The following is a 17,528-nucleotide window of genomic DNA, read 5'->3' on the forward strand; positions in this document are numbered from 1 at the left end:
TCAGAGCCCGGCCGCCGCCCGCACGGTCTCGGCGATCTCGTCGGCGAGGTCGGGCGTGGCCGCCACGACGCCGCTCCACCTGCGGGTCAGGTCGGTGTCGCACTCGATCGGCCGGCCTCGCACGTCGCGGACGGCGCCGCCCGCCGCCTCGGCCAGCACGACCGAGGCGGCGACGTCCACCAGCCGGTGCACGTCGCCCCCGGCGTCGGCGAACGCGTCGGTCGAGCCGTCGGCGACGAGCGCCGCCTCCAGGCAGGAGGAGGACAGGATCCGCACCCGGCCCGCCCGCTCGGCGACCGCCCGCCACGCCTCGGCGGCCCCCGGCACGTCGAACCGGGGACGCAGCAGCGAGACGGCCGCGCCGGACAGGGCCTTGCGCCCGGAGGTGCGCAGCGGGGTGGGCCGGTCGCGGGCGGCCCACCAGGTACGGCCCGTGTCCAGCCACACGATCAGGCCCTCGGTGAACTCGCCGTCCACCGCGACGGCCCCGCCGAACGCGGTGAGCGGCACCCCGGCCGCCGCGTTGGCCGAGCCGTCCAGCGGGTCCATGACCAGGGTGACGGCGGACCTGCGATCCACGAACCCGGTCTCCTCGCTGAGCACGTTCACCTCGGCATCGGCGAGCGCGGTGAGGATGGCCGACTCGACCAGGACGTCCACGAGCATGGTGGGCGTGCCGTCGGCGCCGTCGGCCACGGTCTCGGCCAGTTCGGCGCGGGAGCGCCCGGCTCGGGCCTCGCCGTACGCGGCCAGGGCGGCGGTCGCGGCGGTGCGCAGGGCGGGGTGCGTCTCGGCGGGCAGCGCCCCGAGCGCGGCGGCGGAGGTCACCACGACGGCTCCAGCGCCCGATGGGCAGGGAGGTGGTCGGCGGCGCGGTGCACCAGCCGGACCGTGGGCCAGCCGCCGCTGATCGTGACCGCGACCAGGTCGGCGCGCGCCCCCGGCGCGATGAAGCCCCGGTCGTCCAGACCCGCCACCCTGGCCGGGCCGGAGGTCACCAGCGCGACGGCGCGCGGCAGCGGGACCACGCCGTCGCCCGCCAGGCGCAGCGCCGCGGCCAGCATCGCGGAGGGCATGTAGTCGCTGGACAGCGCGTCGGCCAGGTCGGCGGAGATCAGCTCCACAGCGGCGACGTTGCCGGAGTGGGAGCCGCCGCGCAGCACGTTGGGGGCGCCCGCGACGATGTCCATCCCCAGCTCGCGCGCGGCCCGCGCGGCCTCGACGGTCGTCGGGAACTCGGCCACGCGGACCCCGTTGGAGTACGCGTCGGCGACCTCGGCCGCCGTCACCGGGTCGTGCGCGAGCACCCGCGCGTGCCCCAGCCTGGCCTGCTCGGCCAGCCAGCCGAGGGCCACGGGACGGTGCCAGGCGCGGGTGTTCCGCTCGGCGACCAGCGCGTCCATCATGGACTGGGCCTGCTCCCGTGAGACGCCCTGGCTGCCCTCCAGCCAGCCCCGGTAGTAGGCGGGGTCGCGGTACTGCCCCTGGCCGGGGGTGTGGTCCTCGTAGGAGACCAGCGGCGGCACGTCCGCCTTCAGATCGGCGAGGCGCGGCCCGAGGGCGGCCAGCGCCTCGGGGTCGCGGGCGTCCAGGCGGAACAGGAACCGGTGGTCGACCATCGGGTCCTGCCCGGCCCGCCGCCGGATCGCCTCGGTGATGGCCACCGCGCGGCCCAGGTCGCGGCCCTTGCGCGGCGCGCTCTGGTAGCCGACGCCGTGGAAGATCGTGGTCACCCCGGCGGCGCGCACCCGGCCCTCGAAGCTGGCCACCGCGAAGTCCACGTCGAACTCGGCGTTGGGCCGGGGGTTCAGCTCCTTCTCCAGCCCGTCGCTGTGGGTGTCGACCAGGCCGGGCAGCAGCAGCGCGCCGCGCAGGTCGGTCGCTTCTGCGGGCACGGCGCCCGGCCGCGCCTCGGCGACGTCGGTGATCACGCCGTCCTCGGTCACCACCAGGGCGTCCTCGATCACGCGGTCCGGCAGGACCGCTCTGGCGTGCGCGTACACGCGGGTCATCTGGCCACCTCCAGGGTGCCGTGGCGAAGGGTCTGTGCGGGAGGTCCGGAAAGGGCGATGCGGCCCGCTTCCAGTACGGCGACGCGGGTGGCGAGCCGTTCGATCGCCTGAAGGTCGTGGAAGACCGACAGGACGGCGGTGCCCCCGCCGCTCAGGTCGCCGATCATGTCGAGCACCGCCTCGCGGTTCACCGGGTCCAGGGCGGACACCGGCTCGTCGAGCAGCAGGAGGCGGGGCGGGGAGATGGTCCCCGCGGCCAGGTTGACGCGTTGCTTCTGCCCGCCGGACAGCACGGTCGTGTGCATGGCCCACAGGCGTTCGTCGATGCCCAGGCGCCGCAGCGCGGCGGCGGCGGCCTCGCGGGCCTGCCCGGCGTCCATGCCCCGGCGCACCCCCGCCCTGGCCACCAGGTCGAGCACGCCGCGCCGGGGCTCGCCCCGCAGGAACTGCGAGACGTAGCCGATCTCCCGGCCGCGCAGGTCGGCGACCTCGGCGTCGGGCAGCGCGGCCAGATCCACCTGCCGCCCTGAGGCGGTCGTGAAGCGGATCTCGCCGGAGCCGGGCACGTAGGTGCGGTAGACGCAGCGCAGCAGCGAGGACTTGCCCGCGCCGGACGGCCCCGCGAGCGCCACGTGCTCACCGGCAGAGACGTCCAGGTCGACGCCCTCCAGCGCGGGCACCACGCGCCCGTCCACCGTGTGCAGGGTGAACGTCTTGGTCAGATTCCTGATCGACAGCATCTCCGTCATCCCCTCGCCGCCGACACCAGCCGCTGGCTGTAGGGATCCTGCGGGTCCTCCAGCAACTGGTCGGTGAGCCCGGCCTCCACGATCCGGCCGTGCCTCATGACCACGACCCGGCGGGTCAGCGCCTCGATGACGCCGAAGTCGTGCGACACCACCACCGCCGCCACGTTCATCTCCTCCAGCAGCCCGCGCAGCAGGTCGAGCACCCCGGCCGCGACGGATGCGTCCAGGCCGGTGGTCGGCTCGTCCAGGAGCAGCACGGCCGGCCGGTTGGCCAGCGCCTTGGCGATCTGCACGCGCTGCCGCATGCCGCCGGAGAATGTCTCCACCACGTGGTTCATCCGCGACAGCGGCACCTCGGTGCGCTCCAGCAGTTCGGCCGCCCGGCCGCTGATCCTGCCGAAGTGCCGCCACCCGGCGGCGGTAAGCCGGTCGGCGATGTTGCCCCCGGCGCTGACCCGCAGGTCGAGCCCGGCCGCCGGGTCCTGGTACACCACGGAGATCCGTTCCACGCGCAGCGCGCGGCGGGCCGCGTCGTCGAGGGTCAGCAGGTTCGTCCCGGGCATCCCGCCGATCTCCACGTGCCCGGCGGTGGCCCGGTCGTCACCGGCGATGCAGCGCAGTACGGTGGACTTGCCCGAGCCGCTCTCGCCCACCACGCCGAGCGCCTCGCCCGGCGCGACCTCGAAGGACACGTCCCAGCAGGCGACCATGGCGCCGGTGCGCGGCGACAGCGCGGTGCCGTGCGCGGGGCCGGTGCCCACCAGGGACTCCGGGCCGGGGTCGCCGTAGATCTTGCCGAGCCCGTTCACCCGGAGCGCGGTCATCGGTCCTCCTCCGGGCGGTTGCGGGAACAGAAGTCGGTGTCGCTGCACACCCACGCCAGCGTTCCGTCGCGGGCGGGCTCCTCCACCAGGTAGGAGGCGGACGCCCCGCAGAGGCGGCAGGCCGCGCCGGGGGTGTGCTCGACCTCGAACGGCACGTCCTCGAAGGTGAGCGGTTCGACGGGCGTGTGCGGCGGGACGGCGTAGATGCGCTTCTCGCGCCCCGCCCCGAACAGGGTCAGGTGCGCCGAGCGGTCGAGCCCGGGCACGTCGAAGCGGGGGATCGGGGTGGGGGAGATCACGTAGCGGCCGTTGACCAGGCACGGGTAGCCCGCCGCCCTGGTCACCACGCCGTTGCGGACGATGTCCTCGTACAGGCTGACCCACATCTTGGCGTAGTCGGCCTCGGCGTGCATGCGCCGCTGCTCGCGCATGTCGGACACCACGCCGCGCAGCGGCTCGGGGACCGGCACCTGGAGGACCAGGACCTGGCCTTTGGTCAGCGGGGTCTCCGGGATCCGGTGCCTGGACTGCACCAGCGTGGCCTCGCGGGTGTCGGTGACCTCCCGGCACCCGACCTGCCCGCAGACCAGCCTGCGCAGGTTCGCGGCGTTGACGCCCGCGTCCTCGCCCTGGTCGATCACCTTGAGCCGGTCGTCCGGTCCCGCCAGGGCGAGGGTCACCTGCAGGCCGCCGGACCCCCAGCCGCGCGCCACGGGCATCTCCCTGGAGCCGAACGGCACCTGGTAGCCGGGCACGGCGACGGCGGTGAGGACGGCACGCCGCACCTCGCGCCTGGACAGCTCGTCGAAGATGCCGGTGGGGTCCGCGTCCCCGGCGAGCCCGCGCAGGGCGGCGCCGGGGCGCAGGGTGGTGGTCATCTGGGTCCTCCATCGGCGGACGTGTTCCTGACCGCGCGCTTGCGGTCGAGGAGCGATCGGAAGTCGACGTAGTGGGGGAGCTTGAGGTGTTCCAGGAACCCGCACGCCTCGATCCCGTCGAGCGTGATCAGCACCCGCTGCTCAAGCTCGGTCCTGCCGCCGTCGCGGTGGACGAGCAGGTCGAGCCCCGCCATCGCGATGGCCTTGCGCTCGTTGTGGCCGAAGCAGAGGCCGTAGCCGAGGTCGAGCCTGGTGCGGTCCTCCTCGGGACGGTCCAGGTCGTCGATGGTCTCCACCTCGGTGACCCGGATCTCGGCGACCGTCACCGGTTCGCCGGTGGCGGGGTGGGCGACCTTGACCGGCAGCCAGCCGTGGCGCACCTCGCCGGGGATCTCGTGGCCGTGCTTGACGGTGCTGAAGGTGTAGGCGTACCAGAGGTTCACCAGCGCGCCGGTCTCGGCTCTGGCCATGCTCGCCAGCACGGCCGAGCGCGGCGCGCCCGGCCGCGCGGGGGCGCGGGTGATGTCGAACGGCTCGGGGTCGGCGTCGTCCGGGCCGGGCCGCCGGTCGACGACCAAGTCCATCTCGCGCAGCAGCCCGGCCAGCCGGGGCGGGTGGCGCAGTGCGTCGGCGCCGGTCGTGACCGGCTCGTCGTGCACGTGCGGATGCGCATGGTCATGATCGCGGGCATGATCGCGGTCGTGGGCATGGTCGTGCCCGTGGGCGTGCGACTCCGGGGCCGCGCCTTCGCCGGGCTCGTCCTCGGGCATCAGGTCCAGCAGACGGCCGACATAATCGGTGGTCCGGCCGAGGAGCTGACGGCCCGGTGGATTGCGGAAGGCCGAGGAGATGCGCCGGACGACCCGCAGGTCGTCGGTGGAGGCGACCTCGGAGTAGGCCAGGCGGGGGATCGAGGAGCGGTGGGCGCGCAGCAGTTGCGCGGCCTCCATAACGTCGCCCTCGGCCTGGCGCAGCGCCCGCGCGGCCAGCTCGGGGGCCCACAGGCCACCCTCGCCCATCACGCGGTCCACGGCCAGGCCCATCCGCTCGGTGAGCTGGGCCAGGGTGATCCGGTCGCTGCCGGCCTCCTCGCCGCTGCGCCGTACCAGCCGCTCGGCGGCGAGGATCGCCTCGGTGCCGCCGCGCGCGTTCGAGAATCCCATCAGCGCTCTCCCCTCAACGTGATGCGCGTGCTGCGCGGCAGCCCGGCCACGGCGCCGTCCGGCGCGACCAGGAAGGTGTCGATCCCGGCGGGGAAGTCCGCGTTGGCGGTGGCGAGCGCGCGGGCGGCCTGCTCGTCCAGGCCGCGCACGGCGAGCGTCGCCTCGCCGTCCACGCCCGGGCCGCGCAGCGTGAGCATGGTGTCGCCCGGCCCGGCCGCGGGGCCGGGCAGCAGCGCGTCCACGGCGGCCACCAGGCGGGCGCCGAGTTCGGGATGCGAGGCGTCGCCCCTGGGCAGCGCGGCGATCTCGGCCGCGGTGAGCGGGCGCAGGGCCAGGACCATCCGGGCCGATCCCGGCTCGGCCGGGGGAGCGCCGGTCGCGACCCGCAGCGCGTGCTCCCATCGCTCCTGCCCGGCCCCGGCCAGTACGGCCAGCGGCACCTCCACGTCCGCGAGCGCGGCCACCGGGATCGTCGCGGCAGGGGCCTCGCCGTCCACCTCAAGGCGGCCGACGCGGCCCGGGCGGGACAGCACGTCGAGCAGCGTGCGGAAGTCGCGCTGGGAGCGTCCGGGGTCGCGCCTGACCCCGCGCGGCGCGGCGGTCGGCGCGGTCACGGCAGTTCCTCGAAGGTCACCAGGGTGGGCGCGACGCGGGCCCACTCCTCGTCGATCTCGCGCCGCCTGCGCGCCTCGACGGCGGCGCAGAGGTCCTCGACCTCGGCGGACTCGGGCAGCCCGGCGGCGCAGACGGCGTCGAGCAGCGCCGCCGCCAGCGCGGCGATCCGGTCGTCGCCGCCGCGCATGGACCAGCCGGCGGTCCCGGCGACCTCGGCGCCGCAGCGGGTCACCAGCACCTCGCCCAGGTAGAAGCGCTCCCCGGCGACGGGCTCGCGCACCTGCGTCATCACCATCCCCACCTCCGGGGGGACCAGGAGGGCAGGCTCGCCGAGCGCGCCCTGCGCCAGCAGGCGCTCGGCCAGCGGCACGAGTTCGCCGCGGGTGGCGGCGGACAGCAGTTCGGCGCGGCGCTCGGTCGTGAGCTTCGCGGTCACAGTGTTCGTTCCTCCATCTCGAAACTGATGTCGAGCACGTCCGCGCGCATGTAGGTGCGGGCGGTCTCGACGGGCGGCCCCCCGGCGCACCGGTTGACGCTCTCGGCGAGCCAGATCGGCGTGCGGTCCACGGTCAGCTGGTCGGCGACCGCCTGCGGCGGGCTGGCCAGGCTGATCCGGTATCTCATCCGCTGGACGGCGATGCCGTATCGCCTGCGCAGCGCGGTGGCCAGCGACGGCTCACCCGTCAGCGCGGCGTCCAGGCCGGGCAGCAGGCGGTGTGGGAGGACGCTGGTCGCGTACGCGGCGACCTCCCCGTTCACCGTGAAGATCCGCTCCACCGCCCACACGGCGCTGGCGGCGGGCAGGGAGAGCCTGCGGCACTCCTGCTCGACGGCCCGCCGTACCGTGACCGAGAGCATCCGCACGCCCGGCACGCCGCCCGCGCGGCGCAGCGTCTCGCTGAACGAGGGCGGCCATGCCGGGCTGATGACGTAGTCGAGGCGGCCCCTCCGGAACGTTCCACGGCCCTGCACGCGCTGCACCAGCAGGCGGCGTTCCAGCTCCTGCAGGGCGGCGCGGGCCGTGGGACGGCTCACGCCGAACCGGCTGGCCAGTGCGTGCTCGCTCGGCACCCGGGAGCCGACCGGGATGTGCTGGAGTTCCGACTCCAGCTCCTCGGCCATCTCCAGGTAGCGGTGGGAGCTTGTCATGACAAGCAGGCTGTCCGCCGCAGGTGAACCGGAGGGGTTCGGCGGGTGAAGCGGCACCCGCCGGGGGGTCACCGTCAACGCAACGCTCCGCGCAACCAGGCCGACGCCAGCTCCACGACCAGCACGATCGCGAAGACGGGCAGCACGATCGCGGTGACCACGCCGTACTCCAGCGCCCGCATGTGCTGGCTGAGCGCGAAGCCGATCTCGCCCGCGCCCACGATGCCCAGCACGAAGAACGAGCGCAGGTTGACGTCGAGCGCGTACAGGGCGTTCGCGGTCAGGCGCGGGGTGAGCTGGCCGAGCACCGCCACGAGCAGGGTCTGCACCCGGGTCGCCCCGGAGGACACGACGGCCTCCCTCGGGCCCGGGCGGATCTCCTCGGCGGCGTCGGCGACCAGCTTGCCGACGAAGGAGACGGTGAACAGGGCCAGCGCGCACGTCCCGGCCACCGGGCCCTCGGCGATGCCGAACGCCGCGACGAACAGCAGCACGAGCAGCAGGTCGGGGACCGAGCGCAGGAAGGCCAGGGCGGCGCGGGCCAGCGCGCGGACCGCCGGGTGCGGCGCGACCGTGCGCGCGGCGAGCAGGCCGAGCGCCAGCCCGCCGAGCACGCCCAGGAAGGTGGCCGCCATGGCGATCGCGCAGATCTCGGCCAGGCCGGGCCCGAGGATGGAGAGGACGGGCCCGAAGTCGGGAGGGAAGAACTCGGTGAGCGCGGACAGCGACCCTCCCACGGCCGCCGGGATCGCGCCGGGCGTCGCCCCGGAGCGCCACAGGGACACCACGACGATCAGCAGCCCGCCCCACGCCGCGAGGTGTGTGATGGCGCGCCCGCCCGTCCAGGGCACCCGCGTGCCGCGCACCGGGGGCAGCCGCGACGGCCTGCCGCCGCCGATCAGCAGGCCGCGCAGCCCCAGCGAGACGGCCTCGACCGCGATCACCACGGCCACCACGACGCAGGAGATGCCCAGCGCCTCGCGGTAGTCGGTGAACCCGAAGGCCGTCCGCAGGTCCATGCCGATGCCGCCCGCGCCGACCGCGCCGAGCAGCACCGAGGTGCGGAAGTTGATGTCGATCCGGTAGAGCGTGACGGCCACCATGGACGGCACGGCCTGCGGCAGCACGCCCGCCAGCAGCCGGCGGATCGGCCCCGCGCCGGTGGCGGCCACCGCCTCGGCGATGCCGTCGTCGGCGGCCTCCACGGCCTCGGTGAACAGCTTGCCCACCATGCCGATGGAGTGCAGGCCGAGCGCGAGCACGCCGGGCAGCGGCCCGATGCCCAGGGCCGCCACGAAGAAGATGGCGAAGACGATGTCGGGAATCGCCCGGCAGCCGACGATCACCGACAGGGCGAAGGCGCGCGCCGCCGGGCCGGGCGTGGTGTTGCGGGCGGCCAGCACGGCGAGCACGGCCGCCGCCGCCACGGCCAGCGCCGTCCCGGCCACGGTCATCGACAGCGTGTCCAGGACGTGGACGAAGGTGGTGCCCCGCGTGCTCAGCGTGGGCGTCCAGGAGCGGGCGAGCAGCGCGGCCATCGCGTCGCCGCCCTCGATGAGCGCCCCGAGGCCGATCCCCACCTGCCGCAGGGCGATCACGCCCAGCACGGCGAAGGCCACCGGGAAGGCCCAGGCGGCGACCCGGCGGCGGCTCAGCGGAGGCGACGGCGGGGCCTGCCCGCCGGAGGGCCGCAGCCCGCCGGCGAGCGTGCCATGCGTCATGCCCGGGCGCCGGCGGTGACCGGAGTCCCCGGCACGTAGACCCGGCGCAGCCGTTCGCGGTCCAGTTCGGCGGCGGGCTGGTCGAGCACCACCCGCCCGTCGCGCAGCCCGACGACCCTGCGCGTCCAGGACAGCGCCAGGTCGATCTGGTGCAGGCTGCACAGCACGGTCAGCCGGTCCTCCAGGCAGATCCGGAACAGCAGGTCCATGACCTGGGCCGCGGACTCGGGGTCCAGGGAGGCGACCGGCTCGTCGGCGAGGACCAGCTCGGGCCGCTGCATGAGCATCCGGGCGATGGCCACGCGCTGCTGCTGGCCGCCGGAGAGGCTGTCGGCGCGCTGGTAGGCGCGGTCGGCCAGGCCTACCCGGTCGAGCTGGGCGATGGCCTGCTCGCGGTCGGCCTTCGGCCAGGTGATGATGCCGTATCTGGGCAGCGGGTCGCGGCCGAGCGCGCCAGTCAGCACGTTCTCCAGCACGGTGAGCCGGCCGACCAGGTTGAACTGCTGGAACACCATGCCGACGCGGCGGCGCAGGGCGCGCAGGGCACGTCCGCGCGCCTGCGGGACGTCCACCTCGAGCACGCGGACGGCGCCGGAGTCGGGGCGGGCGAGGCCGTTGAGGTGGCGGAGCAGCGTGGACTTGCCGGACCCGGACTGCCCGACCAGGGCGACCAGCTCTCCGGCGTCCACGGTGAGACTGATCCCGTCGCAGGCGCGGACCTCGCCGTACGCCTTCGCCAGGGACTCGATCTGCACGATCCGGGTCATCGCGTCACGCCTCCGAGCACTTGTCATGCTTGGTCGTCGCGCACACCTCGCGGATGGGGTCGAAAGTGGCGTCGTCCACCGCGCCGAAGCCCCATACCGTTCCGTCGGAGGTGGCCTTGCAGGTGGCCACGTCGGCGCAGACGCCGAGGGCGACCATGCGGTCCTTGTTGGCGTCCTTGACGAAGGTGTCGGTGAGCTTGCGCCTGACGTCCTCGGGCAGGCCGTCGCGGATGGCGATCGGGGAGTTGGGGATGGGCCGGGACTTCCAGATCACCTTCACGTCGCCCTGCTTGATCTTGCCCTTGTCCACCAGGAGCTTGTCGACCATCTGGTCGTAGGCGAACCCGGCGTCGCACGTGCCCGCGGTGACCGAGGTGACGCTGTTGTCGTGGCCGCCCGCCATCACCGGGGAGACGCCCGTCTTGGGGTCGATCCCCGCCGACATCAGGGCCGCGGCCGGGAACAGGTAGCCGGAGGTGGAACCCGGGTCCACGAAGCAGACCTTCTTCCCCTTGAGCCCGGCGAGGCCGGTGATCGGGCTGTCGGCCTTGACCACGGCGTAGCTCTGGTAGGTCGGCGGCCGGCCCTGGGAGACGGTCGAGGCGATCGGGGTGACCTTCGCGCCGTTGTTCTTGGCGAGCACGTACGACAGCGGGCCGAACTCGGCGATGTCGATCTTGCCTGACACGGTGCCCTCGATGACCGCGTTGTAGTCGGTGGAGCGGACGAACCTCACCTTCTTGCCGGTGTTCTTCTCGATCAGCTTGATGATGTTGCCGTAGTCGACGAGCGGGTCGGCGTTCTGCTCGGCGGGGATCGCGGCGAACGTCAGCTCGTCGCCGCTCGACGCCCCCGCGGTGGAAGAGGAGCAGGCGGACAGGGCGGCGAGGGCGAGGCCCACCGACGCGGCGGTCAGTGTGCGACGTGACATGTCATGCTCCGATACGTGCTTGGGTGAGATTTGTCTCATTTATGAAGGGGAATCGGATTTGTCACCGTGGACGTGTTCAACCGTGCAGGCCCAAGTGGAGGAGACCGTCAGGGGAAGCTGACCTGGCACGAACGGGCCGGTTAATTCCTGGTGACGTGCCCTAAAGGACAGAAGCTGTCCTTTAGGTAGATCATGTCTGCTCGCCCGGCTCGCGGGGCAATCGCACGGGGGTTCTGGTCAGCCGGAATACGGGGAGGCTAGCCTCGACTTCCAATCATTCGGGGTCCCACCTTCCTCGCCCGCCCCACAGGCGACGGAAGGCGGCACAGCACAGGGGGATGAACCACATGCCGCAGCACCCGCCTTTGGCGCCGGCCTGGCCGCCGAACCGCTTCGAGGTGCGCTGGGAGATACCCGGCGGAGGCGTCGAGAGCGACTCCTACCACTTCGCCGACTGGGCGCGCGAGGCCGCCCGCCGTGCCCACGGCCGGGGGCTCGCGCGCAACGTGCACGTCGTGCGGCTGCACGACGGGGTGGTGGTGTTCGACCCGGGCAACGAGCTCGAACTGCCGGTCGAGGAGTGGTGAGGATGCGCCGCCGCTTTCCTCACGGGCGGAGATCGGGCACGGTTAGGGGGTAAGTCGTTCTTCGCCGCCCGCTGTCCCATCCCGAACGGGAGGAAGCACGATGCTGCCCTGGCCGGCCGACCTGGCGGGACGCCTCGACCACCACCTCTTCGACAGCGCGCTGCTGCGCGGCAACCCGCTCGGCGACCCGCACCGGCGGTCACTGCTCGTGTACGTGCCGCCCGGCTACGACGACGAGCCGGGCAGGCGTTACCCGGTGGTCTACGTCACTCACGGCTACACCGGGCAGGTCGGCATGTGGCTGAACCGGGTGCCGTTCCGCCGTTCGTACCCGGAACTGGCCGACGCGCTCTTCGCCGGACGGCAGGCCCCTCCCGCGATCGTCGTCTACGTCGACGGCTGGACCGCCTACGGCGGCAGCCAGTACCTCGACTCCCCGGGGACCGGGCGCTACCACTCCTACCTGTGCGACGAGATCGTGCCGTGGGTCGACGCCCGCTACCGCACCCTGCCCGGCCGCGACCACCGGGCGATCACCGGGAAGTCCAGCGGCGGCTACGCGGCGATGGTCACCGCCATGCTCCGCCCCGACGTCTTCGGGGCCCTGGCCACCCACGCGGGCGACGCGCTCTTCGAGGTCGCCTACCGGCCGGAGTTCCCAGCCAGGGCGCGGCTGCTGCGCGACCACCACGACGGCTCCTTCGACAAGTTCCTGGCCGGTTTCCGGGGCAGGGTCGCCGGCACCGTGCCCGGCGACATCGAGCTGATGGAGATCTACGCCTACGCCGCCGCCTACTCCGCCGACGCCGACGGCACCGTGCGGATACCCTTCGACGACACCGGGGCGGTCGTGCCCGAGGTGTGGCAGCGCTGGCTCGACCGCGACCCGGTGCTGATGGCCGCCCGGCCGCGGTACGCCGAGGCGCTGCGGTCGATGCGCGCGGTGTGGATCGACGCGGGCAGCCGCGACGAGTACCACCTCGACTTCGGCGCGCTCGCCTTCCGCCGCGCCGCCGAGGCGGCCGGGGTGCCGGGCGAGCGGATCCACTACGAGCTGTTCGACGCCGGGCACGGCGCCATCGAGTACCGCTACCCCCTGGCCCTGGCCTGGCTCACCGAGCGGCTGTCCGGCTGACCCGGCGGTCACGAGGAGGTTGAGGAGGTACGGCATGCACGACGACCGCGCGCTCGTCGAGGCGCGGCTGGAGCGCGCGCTGCGGGAGCGGGTCCGCCCCGCCGTGCACGCGCGGGCCGTCCCGCTCGGCGTCTCGGTGTGGCACGCGCCGGGCGAGCCCGTCCCCTTCGCGCACGCGGCCGGGCAGGACTACGCGCCGGCCGCCGTCGGCGACGCGTGGGGGCCGCCCTGGGGCACGAGCTGGTTCCGGCTGACCGGACGGGTGCCCGCCGAGTGGGCGGGGAAGACCGTCGAGGCGGTCGTGGACCTCGGGTTCGACGCCGGGCTGCCCGGCTTCCAGTGCGAGGGCCTGGGCCACACCGCCGACGGCGAGCCGGTGAAGGGGCTCCACCCGCGCAACGCCTGGCTGCCGGTCGCCGCCGAGGCCCTGGGCGGCGAGGAGGTGCTGTTCCTGGTGGAGGCGGCGGCCAACCCGCTGATCGGGATGATCGGCGGCCCCACCCCGCTCGGCGACAAGGCCACCGCGGGCACCGCCCCGCTCTACCGGCTCGCCCGCGCGGACCTCGCCGTCTTCGACCGGGAGGTCTGGGAGCTGGTGCAGGACCTTGAGGTCCTCGACGGGCTGATGCGCACGCTCGGCGAGCACGAGCCGCGGCGGCACGAGATCCTGCGCGCGGCCGAGCGAGCCCTGGACGCGCTGGACCTCCAAGACGTATCCGGAACGGCCACCGCCGTGCGCGACCGCCTGGGCGCGGTGCTGGCCGCTCCCGCGCACGCCGCCGCGCACCGGATCTCCGCCGTCGGGCACGCCCACATCGACTCGGCCTGGCTGTGGCCGCAGCGCGAGACCGTCCGCAAGGTCGCCCGCACCGCCGCCAACGTCACCCACCTGATGACCGACGACCCCGGCCTGCGGTTCGCCATGTCCCAGGCCCAGCAGCTCGCCTGGATCAAGGAGCACCACCCGCCGGTCTACGAGCGGGTCAAGCGGCAGGTCGCCGCCGGGCGGTTCATCCCCACCGGCGGGATGTGGGTGGAGTCCGACACCAACATGCCGGGCGGCGAGGCCCTGGCCCGCCAGTTCACGCACGGCAAGCGGTTCTTCGCCGAGGAGTTCGGGATCGACACCCGGGACGTCTGGCTGCCCGACTCCTTCGGCTACTCGGCGGCGCTGCCGCAGATCATCAAACTGTCCGGGTCGCGGTGGTTCCTCACCCAGAAGATCTCGTGGAACCAGACCAACCGGTTCCCGCACCACACCTTCTGGTGGGAGGGCATCGACGGCAGCCGCGTGTTCACCCACTTCCCGCCGATCGACACCTACAACTCCGAGCTGTCCGGCGCGGAGCTGGCCAGGGCCGCGCGCAACTACGCGGAGAAGGGCCGGGGCACCCGGTCGCTGGCGCCCTTCGGGCACGGCGACGGCGGCGGCGGGCCGACCAGGGAGATGCTGGCGCGCGCCCGCCGCACGCGCGACCTGGAGGGCTCGCCGAAGGTCCGGGTGGAGTCGCCCGGAGAGTTCTTCGCCGCCGCCGAGGCGGAGTACCCCGACCCGCCGGTGTGGGCCGGGGAGCTGTACCTGGAGCTGCACCGGGGCACCTACACCAGCCAGGCCCGCACCAAGCAGGGCAACCGGCGCAGCGAGCACCTGCTGCGCGAGGCCGAGCTGTGGTGCGCGAGCGCGGCCGTGGCCGGGCTCGCGGACTACCCCTACGACGACCTCGACCGGATCTGGAAGCGGGTGCTGCTGCACCAGTTCCACGACATCCTGCCCGGCAGCTCGATCGCGTGGGTGCACCGTGAGGCCGAGGAGGCGTACGCGGAGATCACGGCGGAGCTGGACGACCTGGTCGCGGCGGCGCAGCGGGCGCTGGCAGGCGAGGGCGACCGGGCCGTGGTCTTCAACGGCTCGCCGTACCCCAGGCGGGGCGTACCGGCGTTCGGCGCGGCGGCGGGCCCGGCGGAGCCGGGCAGCGGCATCCGCACGGCCCGCGACGACGGCACGTTCGTCCTGGACAACGGCCTGCTGCGGGCCGAGATAGACATGGACGGGCTGATCGCCTCCCTGGTGGACCTGACGGCGGGCCGTCAAATGCTGCCCCCAGGGACGCGCGGCAACCTGCTCCAGCTCCACCCCGACCTGCCCAACATGTGGGACGCCTGGGACGTGGACGGCTTCTACCGCAACACGGTGACCGACCTGACGGCCGCCGAGGAGGTCGCCGCCGAAGGCCCGGACGCGGTGCGCGTGGTGCGCGCCTTCGGCGCCTCGCGGATCCGCCAGACCCTGCGGCTGCGCCCGGGATCGCGCCGCCTCGACGTCGAGGCCGACGTCGACTGGCGGGAGACGGAGAAGATCCTCAAGGCCGCCTTCCCGATCGACGTGCACACCGACCGGTCCACCTCGGAGATCCAGTACGGCCACGTCCACCGGCCCAGCCACGTCAACACCTCCTGGGACGCGGCGCGGTTCGAGATCTGCGCCCACCGGTGGGTGCACGTGGGCGAGCCCGGCTACGGCGTCGCGGTCGTCAACGACTCCACCTACGGGCACGACGTCACCCGCCACGCCAGGCCGGGCGGCGGCACCTCCAGCACGGTGCGCCTCTCCCTGCTGCGCGCCCCCCGGTTCCCCGACCCGCGCACCGACCAGGGACGCCACGTGCTCCGCTACGCCGTCGCGCCCGGCGCGTCGATCGCCGACGCCGTCCGCGAGGGCTACGACATGAACCTCCCGCTCCGCGAGGTCGCGGGGGATCGCGATGTGCCTCCCCTGGTCGCCGTGGAGGGCTCCGGAGTGGTCGCCGAGGCGGTCAAACTGGCCGACGACCGCTCCGGCGACCTGGTGGTGCGGCTCTACGAGTGCCTCGGCGGGCGCGCCGAGGCGACGCTGACCAGCGCCGTGCCGGTCGCCGAGGTGATCGAGACCGATCTGCTCGAACGGCCGCTGCCCGAGGGCCGCCGGCCGGCCCCGGCGGAGATCCGGCTGCGGTTGCGGCCGTTCGAGATCGTCACGCTCCGGCTGCGCCGGGGCCCCGCCGGCGAGGGATGAGCGGACGCGGGCCGGGTCAGCAGAAGGCGAGCATCTCCCGCAGCGCGGCCTTCTCCGCCTCGTCCACCGACAGCGCCCACCGGTACTTGACCTCGATCCACGAGCGGGCGTAGGTGCACTGGAAGCTCTCCAGCGGCGGGCGCCACACGGCCGGGTCCTTGTCGCCCTTGCCCTGGTTGACGTTGTCGGTGACCGCCCAGAGCTGGCTGGAGTCCAGGTCGTTGGCGAACGCCCGGCGCCGCTCGACGCTCCACCGCGACGCGCCCGACTTCCACGCCTCAGACAGCGGGACCATGTGGTCGATGTCGATGTCGGAGGCGCGCGTCCAGGTCACGCCGTCGTAGGGGGAGAACCAGCGCCCTGAGGTGGCGCGGCAGGCGGCGTCGGTGACCACGTCCGCGCCGTCGCGCCGGAGCACGGTCTCGCGGGTGTCGCACGTCCCGGAGACCGTGATCCAGTGCGGGAACAGGGCGCGGTCGTAGCCGCTCGCGTCGCCCGAGGGCTCGACCACGAGGGCTTCGAGCTGCGCCTGGACGACGGAGGCGGGCGGCGGAGGCGGTGGCGCGGCGGCGGCCCGCGCGGAGAGCGGGGCGGTGAGAAGGGTCAGTGCGGTCGCGGTCGCGGTCGCGCTCAGGACGAGCGTCGTGGTCTGCTTCACCCGCGCTGACGGTAGAGATCGTCACACCGCGCGCCCGATCCTCCACTCCGCCGCCCTACCGGGATATTGCCGCGACTTGGCGACGTGCGGATGGGTTACAGTGACAGGCATGACCTGGCGACATTGATCTTCACCGGAGAAACGACTCACGCTCAGGCTCTACGCCTGCGCGTTTCTTGAAGACCTCATCCTGCTCTATCCGGTCTATTCATTGCTGTTCGGGCAGACCGGGTTGTCGGCCGCGCAGATCTCGACGCTGTTCGTGATCTGGTCCCTGGCGTCCTTCGCGCTGGAGGTGCCCTCGGGGCTGCTGGCCGACGTGGTCTCGCGCAAGCTGCTGATCGTCGCCGCTCCGCTGGTCACCGGCGCGGGCTACGCCCTGTGGACCTTCCAGCCCGGCTACCTGGCCTTCGCGGCCGGATTCATGCTGTGGGGGATGGGCGGCGCGCTGCGCTCGGGGGCCTGGGAGGCGCTGGTCTACGAGGAGCTGGCGCGGGTGGGGGCCTCGGCCTCCTACGCCCGCGTCATCGGCCGCTCCAAGGCCCTGGGCGGCACGGCGTCCCTCGTGGCCAGCCTGCTGGCCTCACCGGTGCTCGCCATGGGCGGCGGCTACCTCGCGCTGGGCGTGGCCAGCGTCGCCGTGTGCGTCCTGTGCGCGCTGGTGGCCCTGACCCTGCCGGAGACCAGAGGTGGTCCTGGCGGCGGCGACGATGACGAGGAAGAGGCGGAGGGCGGCTTCCTGGCGGTGCTGCGCGACGGCCTCGCCGAGGTCCGCGGCGCACCCCGCCTGCGCACCGTGCTCGTGGTCGTCGCACTGCTCACCGGCGTCACCGCCATCGACGAGTATCTGCCGATGCTGGCCGAGGGAACCGGGATCGCGCTCGCGGCGGTGCCCCTGCTGGTGCTGCTGACCGACGTGGGCGCGGTCGTGGGCGGCTGGCTGGCGGGTCGGGGCGTGCGCAGGCTCGTGCCGGTCCTGGCCCTGGGCGCGGTGTGCCTGGCGGCCGGGGCGGCGGCCGGTACGCCCGGGTTCGTGCTCGTCGGCGTGGCCTTCGGCGTCTTCCACTGGTCGATGGCGGCGGCCGACGCGCGGCTCCAGGAACGGGTCCGCGACCGGTCCCGGGCGACCGTCACCTCCATGGCCGGGTTCGGCGCGGAGGTGGTGGCGGTGCTGGTCTTCGGCCTCTACGGCCTGGCCTCGGCCTGGGCGCGGCCGTGGGAGATCTTCCTGGTGGCGGCCGTGGCGTACCTGCCGATCGCCCTCGCCCTGCGGAGGACCCGATGAGC

At 73.8% G+C, this 17,528-nt stretch carries 17 protein-coding genes; 4 read left to right on the plus strand and 13 right to left on the minus strand.

The window, feature by feature from the left end; all coding sequences use genetic code 11:
• The 12 genes from P3X83_RS31105 to P3X83_RS31160 all read right to left on the minus strand — a co-directional run bounded on the left by P3X83_RS31105 (nucleotide 1) and on the right by P3X83_RS31160 (nucleotide 10,809).
• Nucleotides 1-831, minus strand: coding sequence for an inositol monophosphatase family protein (locus P3X83_RS31105; RefSeq protein ID WP_277308857.1), 831 nt, complete (start codon nucleotides 829-831; stop codon nucleotides 1-3).
• Nucleotides 825-2,012 (minus strand): alpha-D-ribose 1-methylphosphonate 5-triphosphate diphosphatase, encoded by a 1,188-nt coding sequence (locus tag P3X83_RS31110; RefSeq protein ID WP_277308858.1) that lies wholly within the window; start codon nucleotides 2,010-2,012, stop codon nucleotides 825-827. The genes P3X83_RS31105 and P3X83_RS31110 overlap by 7 nt, the downstream gene beginning before the upstream one ends.
• On the minus strand, nucleotides 2,009-2,761 hold the full coding sequence (locus tag P3X83_RS31115) for an ATP-binding cassette domain-containing protein (RefSeq protein WP_277308859.1): 753 nt from the start codon (nucleotides 2,759-2,761) through the stop codon (nucleotides 2,009-2,011). The genes P3X83_RS31110 and P3X83_RS31115 overlap by 4 nt, the downstream gene beginning before the upstream one ends.
• Nucleotides 2,758-3,585: an ATP-binding cassette domain-containing protein gene (locus P3X83_RS31120; protein ID WP_277308860.1), complete on the minus strand. Its 828-nt coding sequence runs from the start codon at nucleotides 3,583-3,585 to the stop codon at nucleotides 2,758-2,760. The genes P3X83_RS31115 and P3X83_RS31120 overlap by 4 nt, the downstream gene beginning before the upstream one ends.
• On the minus strand, nucleotides 3,582-4,463 hold the full coding sequence (locus tag P3X83_RS31125; RefSeq protein ID WP_277308861.1) for an alpha-D-ribose 1-methylphosphonate 5-phosphate C-P-lyase PhnJ: 882 nt from the start codon (nucleotides 4,461-4,463) through the stop codon (nucleotides 3,582-3,584). The genes P3X83_RS31120 and P3X83_RS31125 overlap by 4 nt, the downstream gene beginning before the upstream one ends.
• Nucleotides 4,460-5,626: a carbon-phosphorus lyase complex subunit PhnI gene (locus P3X83_RS31130; RefSeq protein WP_277308862.1), complete on the minus strand. Its 1,167-nt coding sequence runs from the start codon at nucleotides 5,624-5,626 to the stop codon at nucleotides 4,460-4,462. The genes P3X83_RS31125 and P3X83_RS31130 overlap by 4 nt, the downstream gene beginning before the upstream one ends.
• Complete coding sequence (gene phnH, locus P3X83_RS31135; RefSeq protein ID WP_277308863.1) at nucleotides 5,626-6,240, minus strand: phosphonate C-P lyase system protein PhnH; 615 nt, start codon at nucleotides 6,238-6,240, stop codon at nucleotides 5,626-5,628. Before phnH ends, P3X83_RS31130 begins: the two co-directional genes overlap by 1 nt.
• A complete protein-coding gene (locus P3X83_RS31140; protein ID WP_277308864.1) occupies nucleotides 6,237-6,677 on the minus strand; it encodes a phosphonate C-P lyase system protein PhnG in 441 nt (146 codons plus the stop codon). The genes phnH and P3X83_RS31140 overlap by 4 nt, the downstream gene beginning before the upstream one ends.
• Nucleotides 6,674-7,390 (minus strand): GntR family transcriptional regulator, encoded by a 717-nt coding sequence (locus P3X83_RS31145; RefSeq protein ID WP_277308865.1) that lies wholly within the window; start codon nucleotides 7,388-7,390, stop codon nucleotides 6,674-6,676. The genes P3X83_RS31140 and P3X83_RS31145 overlap by 4 nt, the downstream gene beginning before the upstream one ends.
• Before the next feature lie 74 nt (nucleotides 7,391-7,464).
• Nucleotides 7,465-9,111, minus strand: a complete 1,647-nt coding sequence (phnE, locus tag P3X83_RS31150; protein WP_277308866.1) for a phosphonate ABC transporter, permease protein PhnE — start codon at nucleotides 9,109-9,111, stop codon at nucleotides 7,465-7,467.
• Nucleotides 9,108-9,878, minus strand: coding sequence for a phosphonate ABC transporter ATP-binding protein (phnC, locus tag P3X83_RS31155; protein ID WP_277308867.1), 771 nt, complete (start codon nucleotides 9,876-9,878; stop codon nucleotides 9,108-9,110). Before phnC ends, phnE begins: the two co-directional genes overlap by 4 nt.
• A 4-nt stretch (nucleotides 9,879-9,882) precedes the next feature.
• Nucleotides 9,883-10,809 carry a phosphate/phosphite/phosphonate ABC transporter substrate-binding protein gene (locus tag P3X83_RS31160; protein ID WP_277308868.1) on the minus strand — a complete coding sequence of 309 codons (927 nt, stop codon included), beginning with the start codon at nucleotides 10,807-10,809 and terminating at the stop codon, nucleotides 9,883-9,885.
• 347 nt (nucleotides 10,810-11,156) lie between these two features.
• Between P3X83_RS31160 and P3X83_RS31165 the strand changes: the two genes are divergently transcribed.
• The 3 genes from P3X83_RS31165 to P3X83_RS31175 all read left to right on the plus strand — a co-directional run bounded on the left by P3X83_RS31165 (nucleotide 11,157) and on the right by P3X83_RS31175 (nucleotide 15,583).
• Nucleotides 11,157-11,396, plus strand: a complete 240-nt coding sequence (locus P3X83_RS31165; protein WP_277308869.1) for a hypothetical protein — start codon at nucleotides 11,157-11,159, stop codon at nucleotides 11,394-11,396.
• A 100-nt stretch (nucleotides 11,397-11,496) separates the two neighbouring features.
• Nucleotides 11,497-12,531, plus strand: a complete 1,035-nt coding sequence (locus P3X83_RS31170; protein ID WP_277308870.1) for an alpha/beta hydrolase-fold protein — start codon at nucleotides 11,497-11,499, stop codon at nucleotides 12,529-12,531.
• Nucleotides 12,532-12,565: 34 nt separating this feature from the next.
• Nucleotides 12,566-15,583, plus strand: a complete 3,018-nt coding sequence (locus tag P3X83_RS31175; protein WP_277308871.1) for a glycoside hydrolase family 38 C-terminal domain-containing protein — start codon at nucleotides 12,566-12,568, stop codon at nucleotides 15,581-15,583.
• Between the two features lie 16 nt (nucleotides 15,584-15,599).
• Here P3X83_RS31175 and P3X83_RS31180 read toward each other — a convergent pair whose 3' ends face one another.
• On the minus strand, nucleotides 15,600-16,241 hold the full coding sequence (locus P3X83_RS31180; protein WP_277308872.1) for an HNH endonuclease family protein: 642 nt from the start codon (nucleotides 16,239-16,241) through the stop codon (nucleotides 15,600-15,602).
• Between the two features lie 190 nt (nucleotides 16,242-16,431).
• On the opposite strand from P3X83_RS31180, the gene P3X83_RS31185 reads away from it, so the two are divergent.
• Nucleotides 16,432-17,526, plus strand: a complete 1,095-nt coding sequence (locus tag P3X83_RS31185; RefSeq protein ID WP_277308957.1) for an MFS transporter — start codon at nucleotides 16,432-16,434, stop codon at nucleotides 17,524-17,526.
• The last annotated feature ends 2 nt before the right edge of the window (nucleotides 17,527-17,528 follow it).

Source organism: Spongiactinospora sp. TRM90649 (genome assembly GCF_029382225.1).
In the GTDB taxonomy this organism is placed as follows: Bacteria; Actinomycetota; Actinomycetes; order Streptosporangiales; family Streptosporangiaceae; genus Spongiactinospora.

Coding starts and splice junctions, on each gene's coding strand:
- P3X83_RS31160 (WP_277308868.1), bottom strand. CDS start 10,809: ATGTCACGTCGCACACTGACCGCCGCGTCGGTGGGCCTCGCCCTCGCC.
- P3X83_RS31130 (WP_277308862.1), bottom strand. CDS start 5,626: ATGGGATTCTCGAACGCGCGCGGCGGCACCGAGGCGATCCTCGCCGCC.
- P3X83_RS31115 (WP_277308859.1), bottom strand. CDS start 2,761: ATGACGGAGATGCTGTCGATCAGGAATCTGACCAAGACGTTCACCCTG.
- P3X83_RS31175 (WP_277308871.1), top strand. CDS start 12,566: ATGCACGACGACCGCGCGCTCGTCGAGGCGCGGCTGGAGCGCGCGCTG.
- P3X83_RS31125 (WP_277308861.1), bottom strand. CDS start 4,463: ATGACCACCACCCTGCGCCCCGGCGCCGCCCTGCGCGGGCTCGCCGGG.
- P3X83_RS31165 (WP_277308869.1), top strand. CDS start 11,157: ATGCCGCAGCACCCGCCTTTGGCGCCGGCCTGGCCGCCGAACCGCTTC.
- P3X83_RS31170 (WP_277308870.1), top strand. CDS start 11,497: ATGCTGCCCTGGCCGGCCGACCTGGCGGGACGCCTCGACCACCACCTC.
- P3X83_RS31145 (WP_277308865.1), bottom strand. CDS start 7,390: ATGACAAGCTCCCACCGCTACCTGGAGATGGCCGAGGAGCTGGAGTCG.
- P3X83_RS31120 (WP_277308860.1), bottom strand. CDS start 3,585: ATGACCGCGCTCCGGGTGAACGGGCTCGGCAAGATCTACGGCGACCCC.
- phnE (WP_277308866.1), bottom strand. CDS start 9,111: ATGACGCATGGCACGCTCGCCGGCGGGCTGCGGCCCTCCGGCGGGCAG.
- phnC (WP_277308867.1), bottom strand. CDS start 9,878: ATGACCCGGATCGTGCAGATCGAGTCCCTGGCGAAGGCGTACGGCGAG.
- P3X83_RS31110 (WP_277308858.1), bottom strand. CDS start 2,012: ATGACCCGCGTGTACGCGCACGCCAGAGCGGTCCTGCCGGACCGCGTG.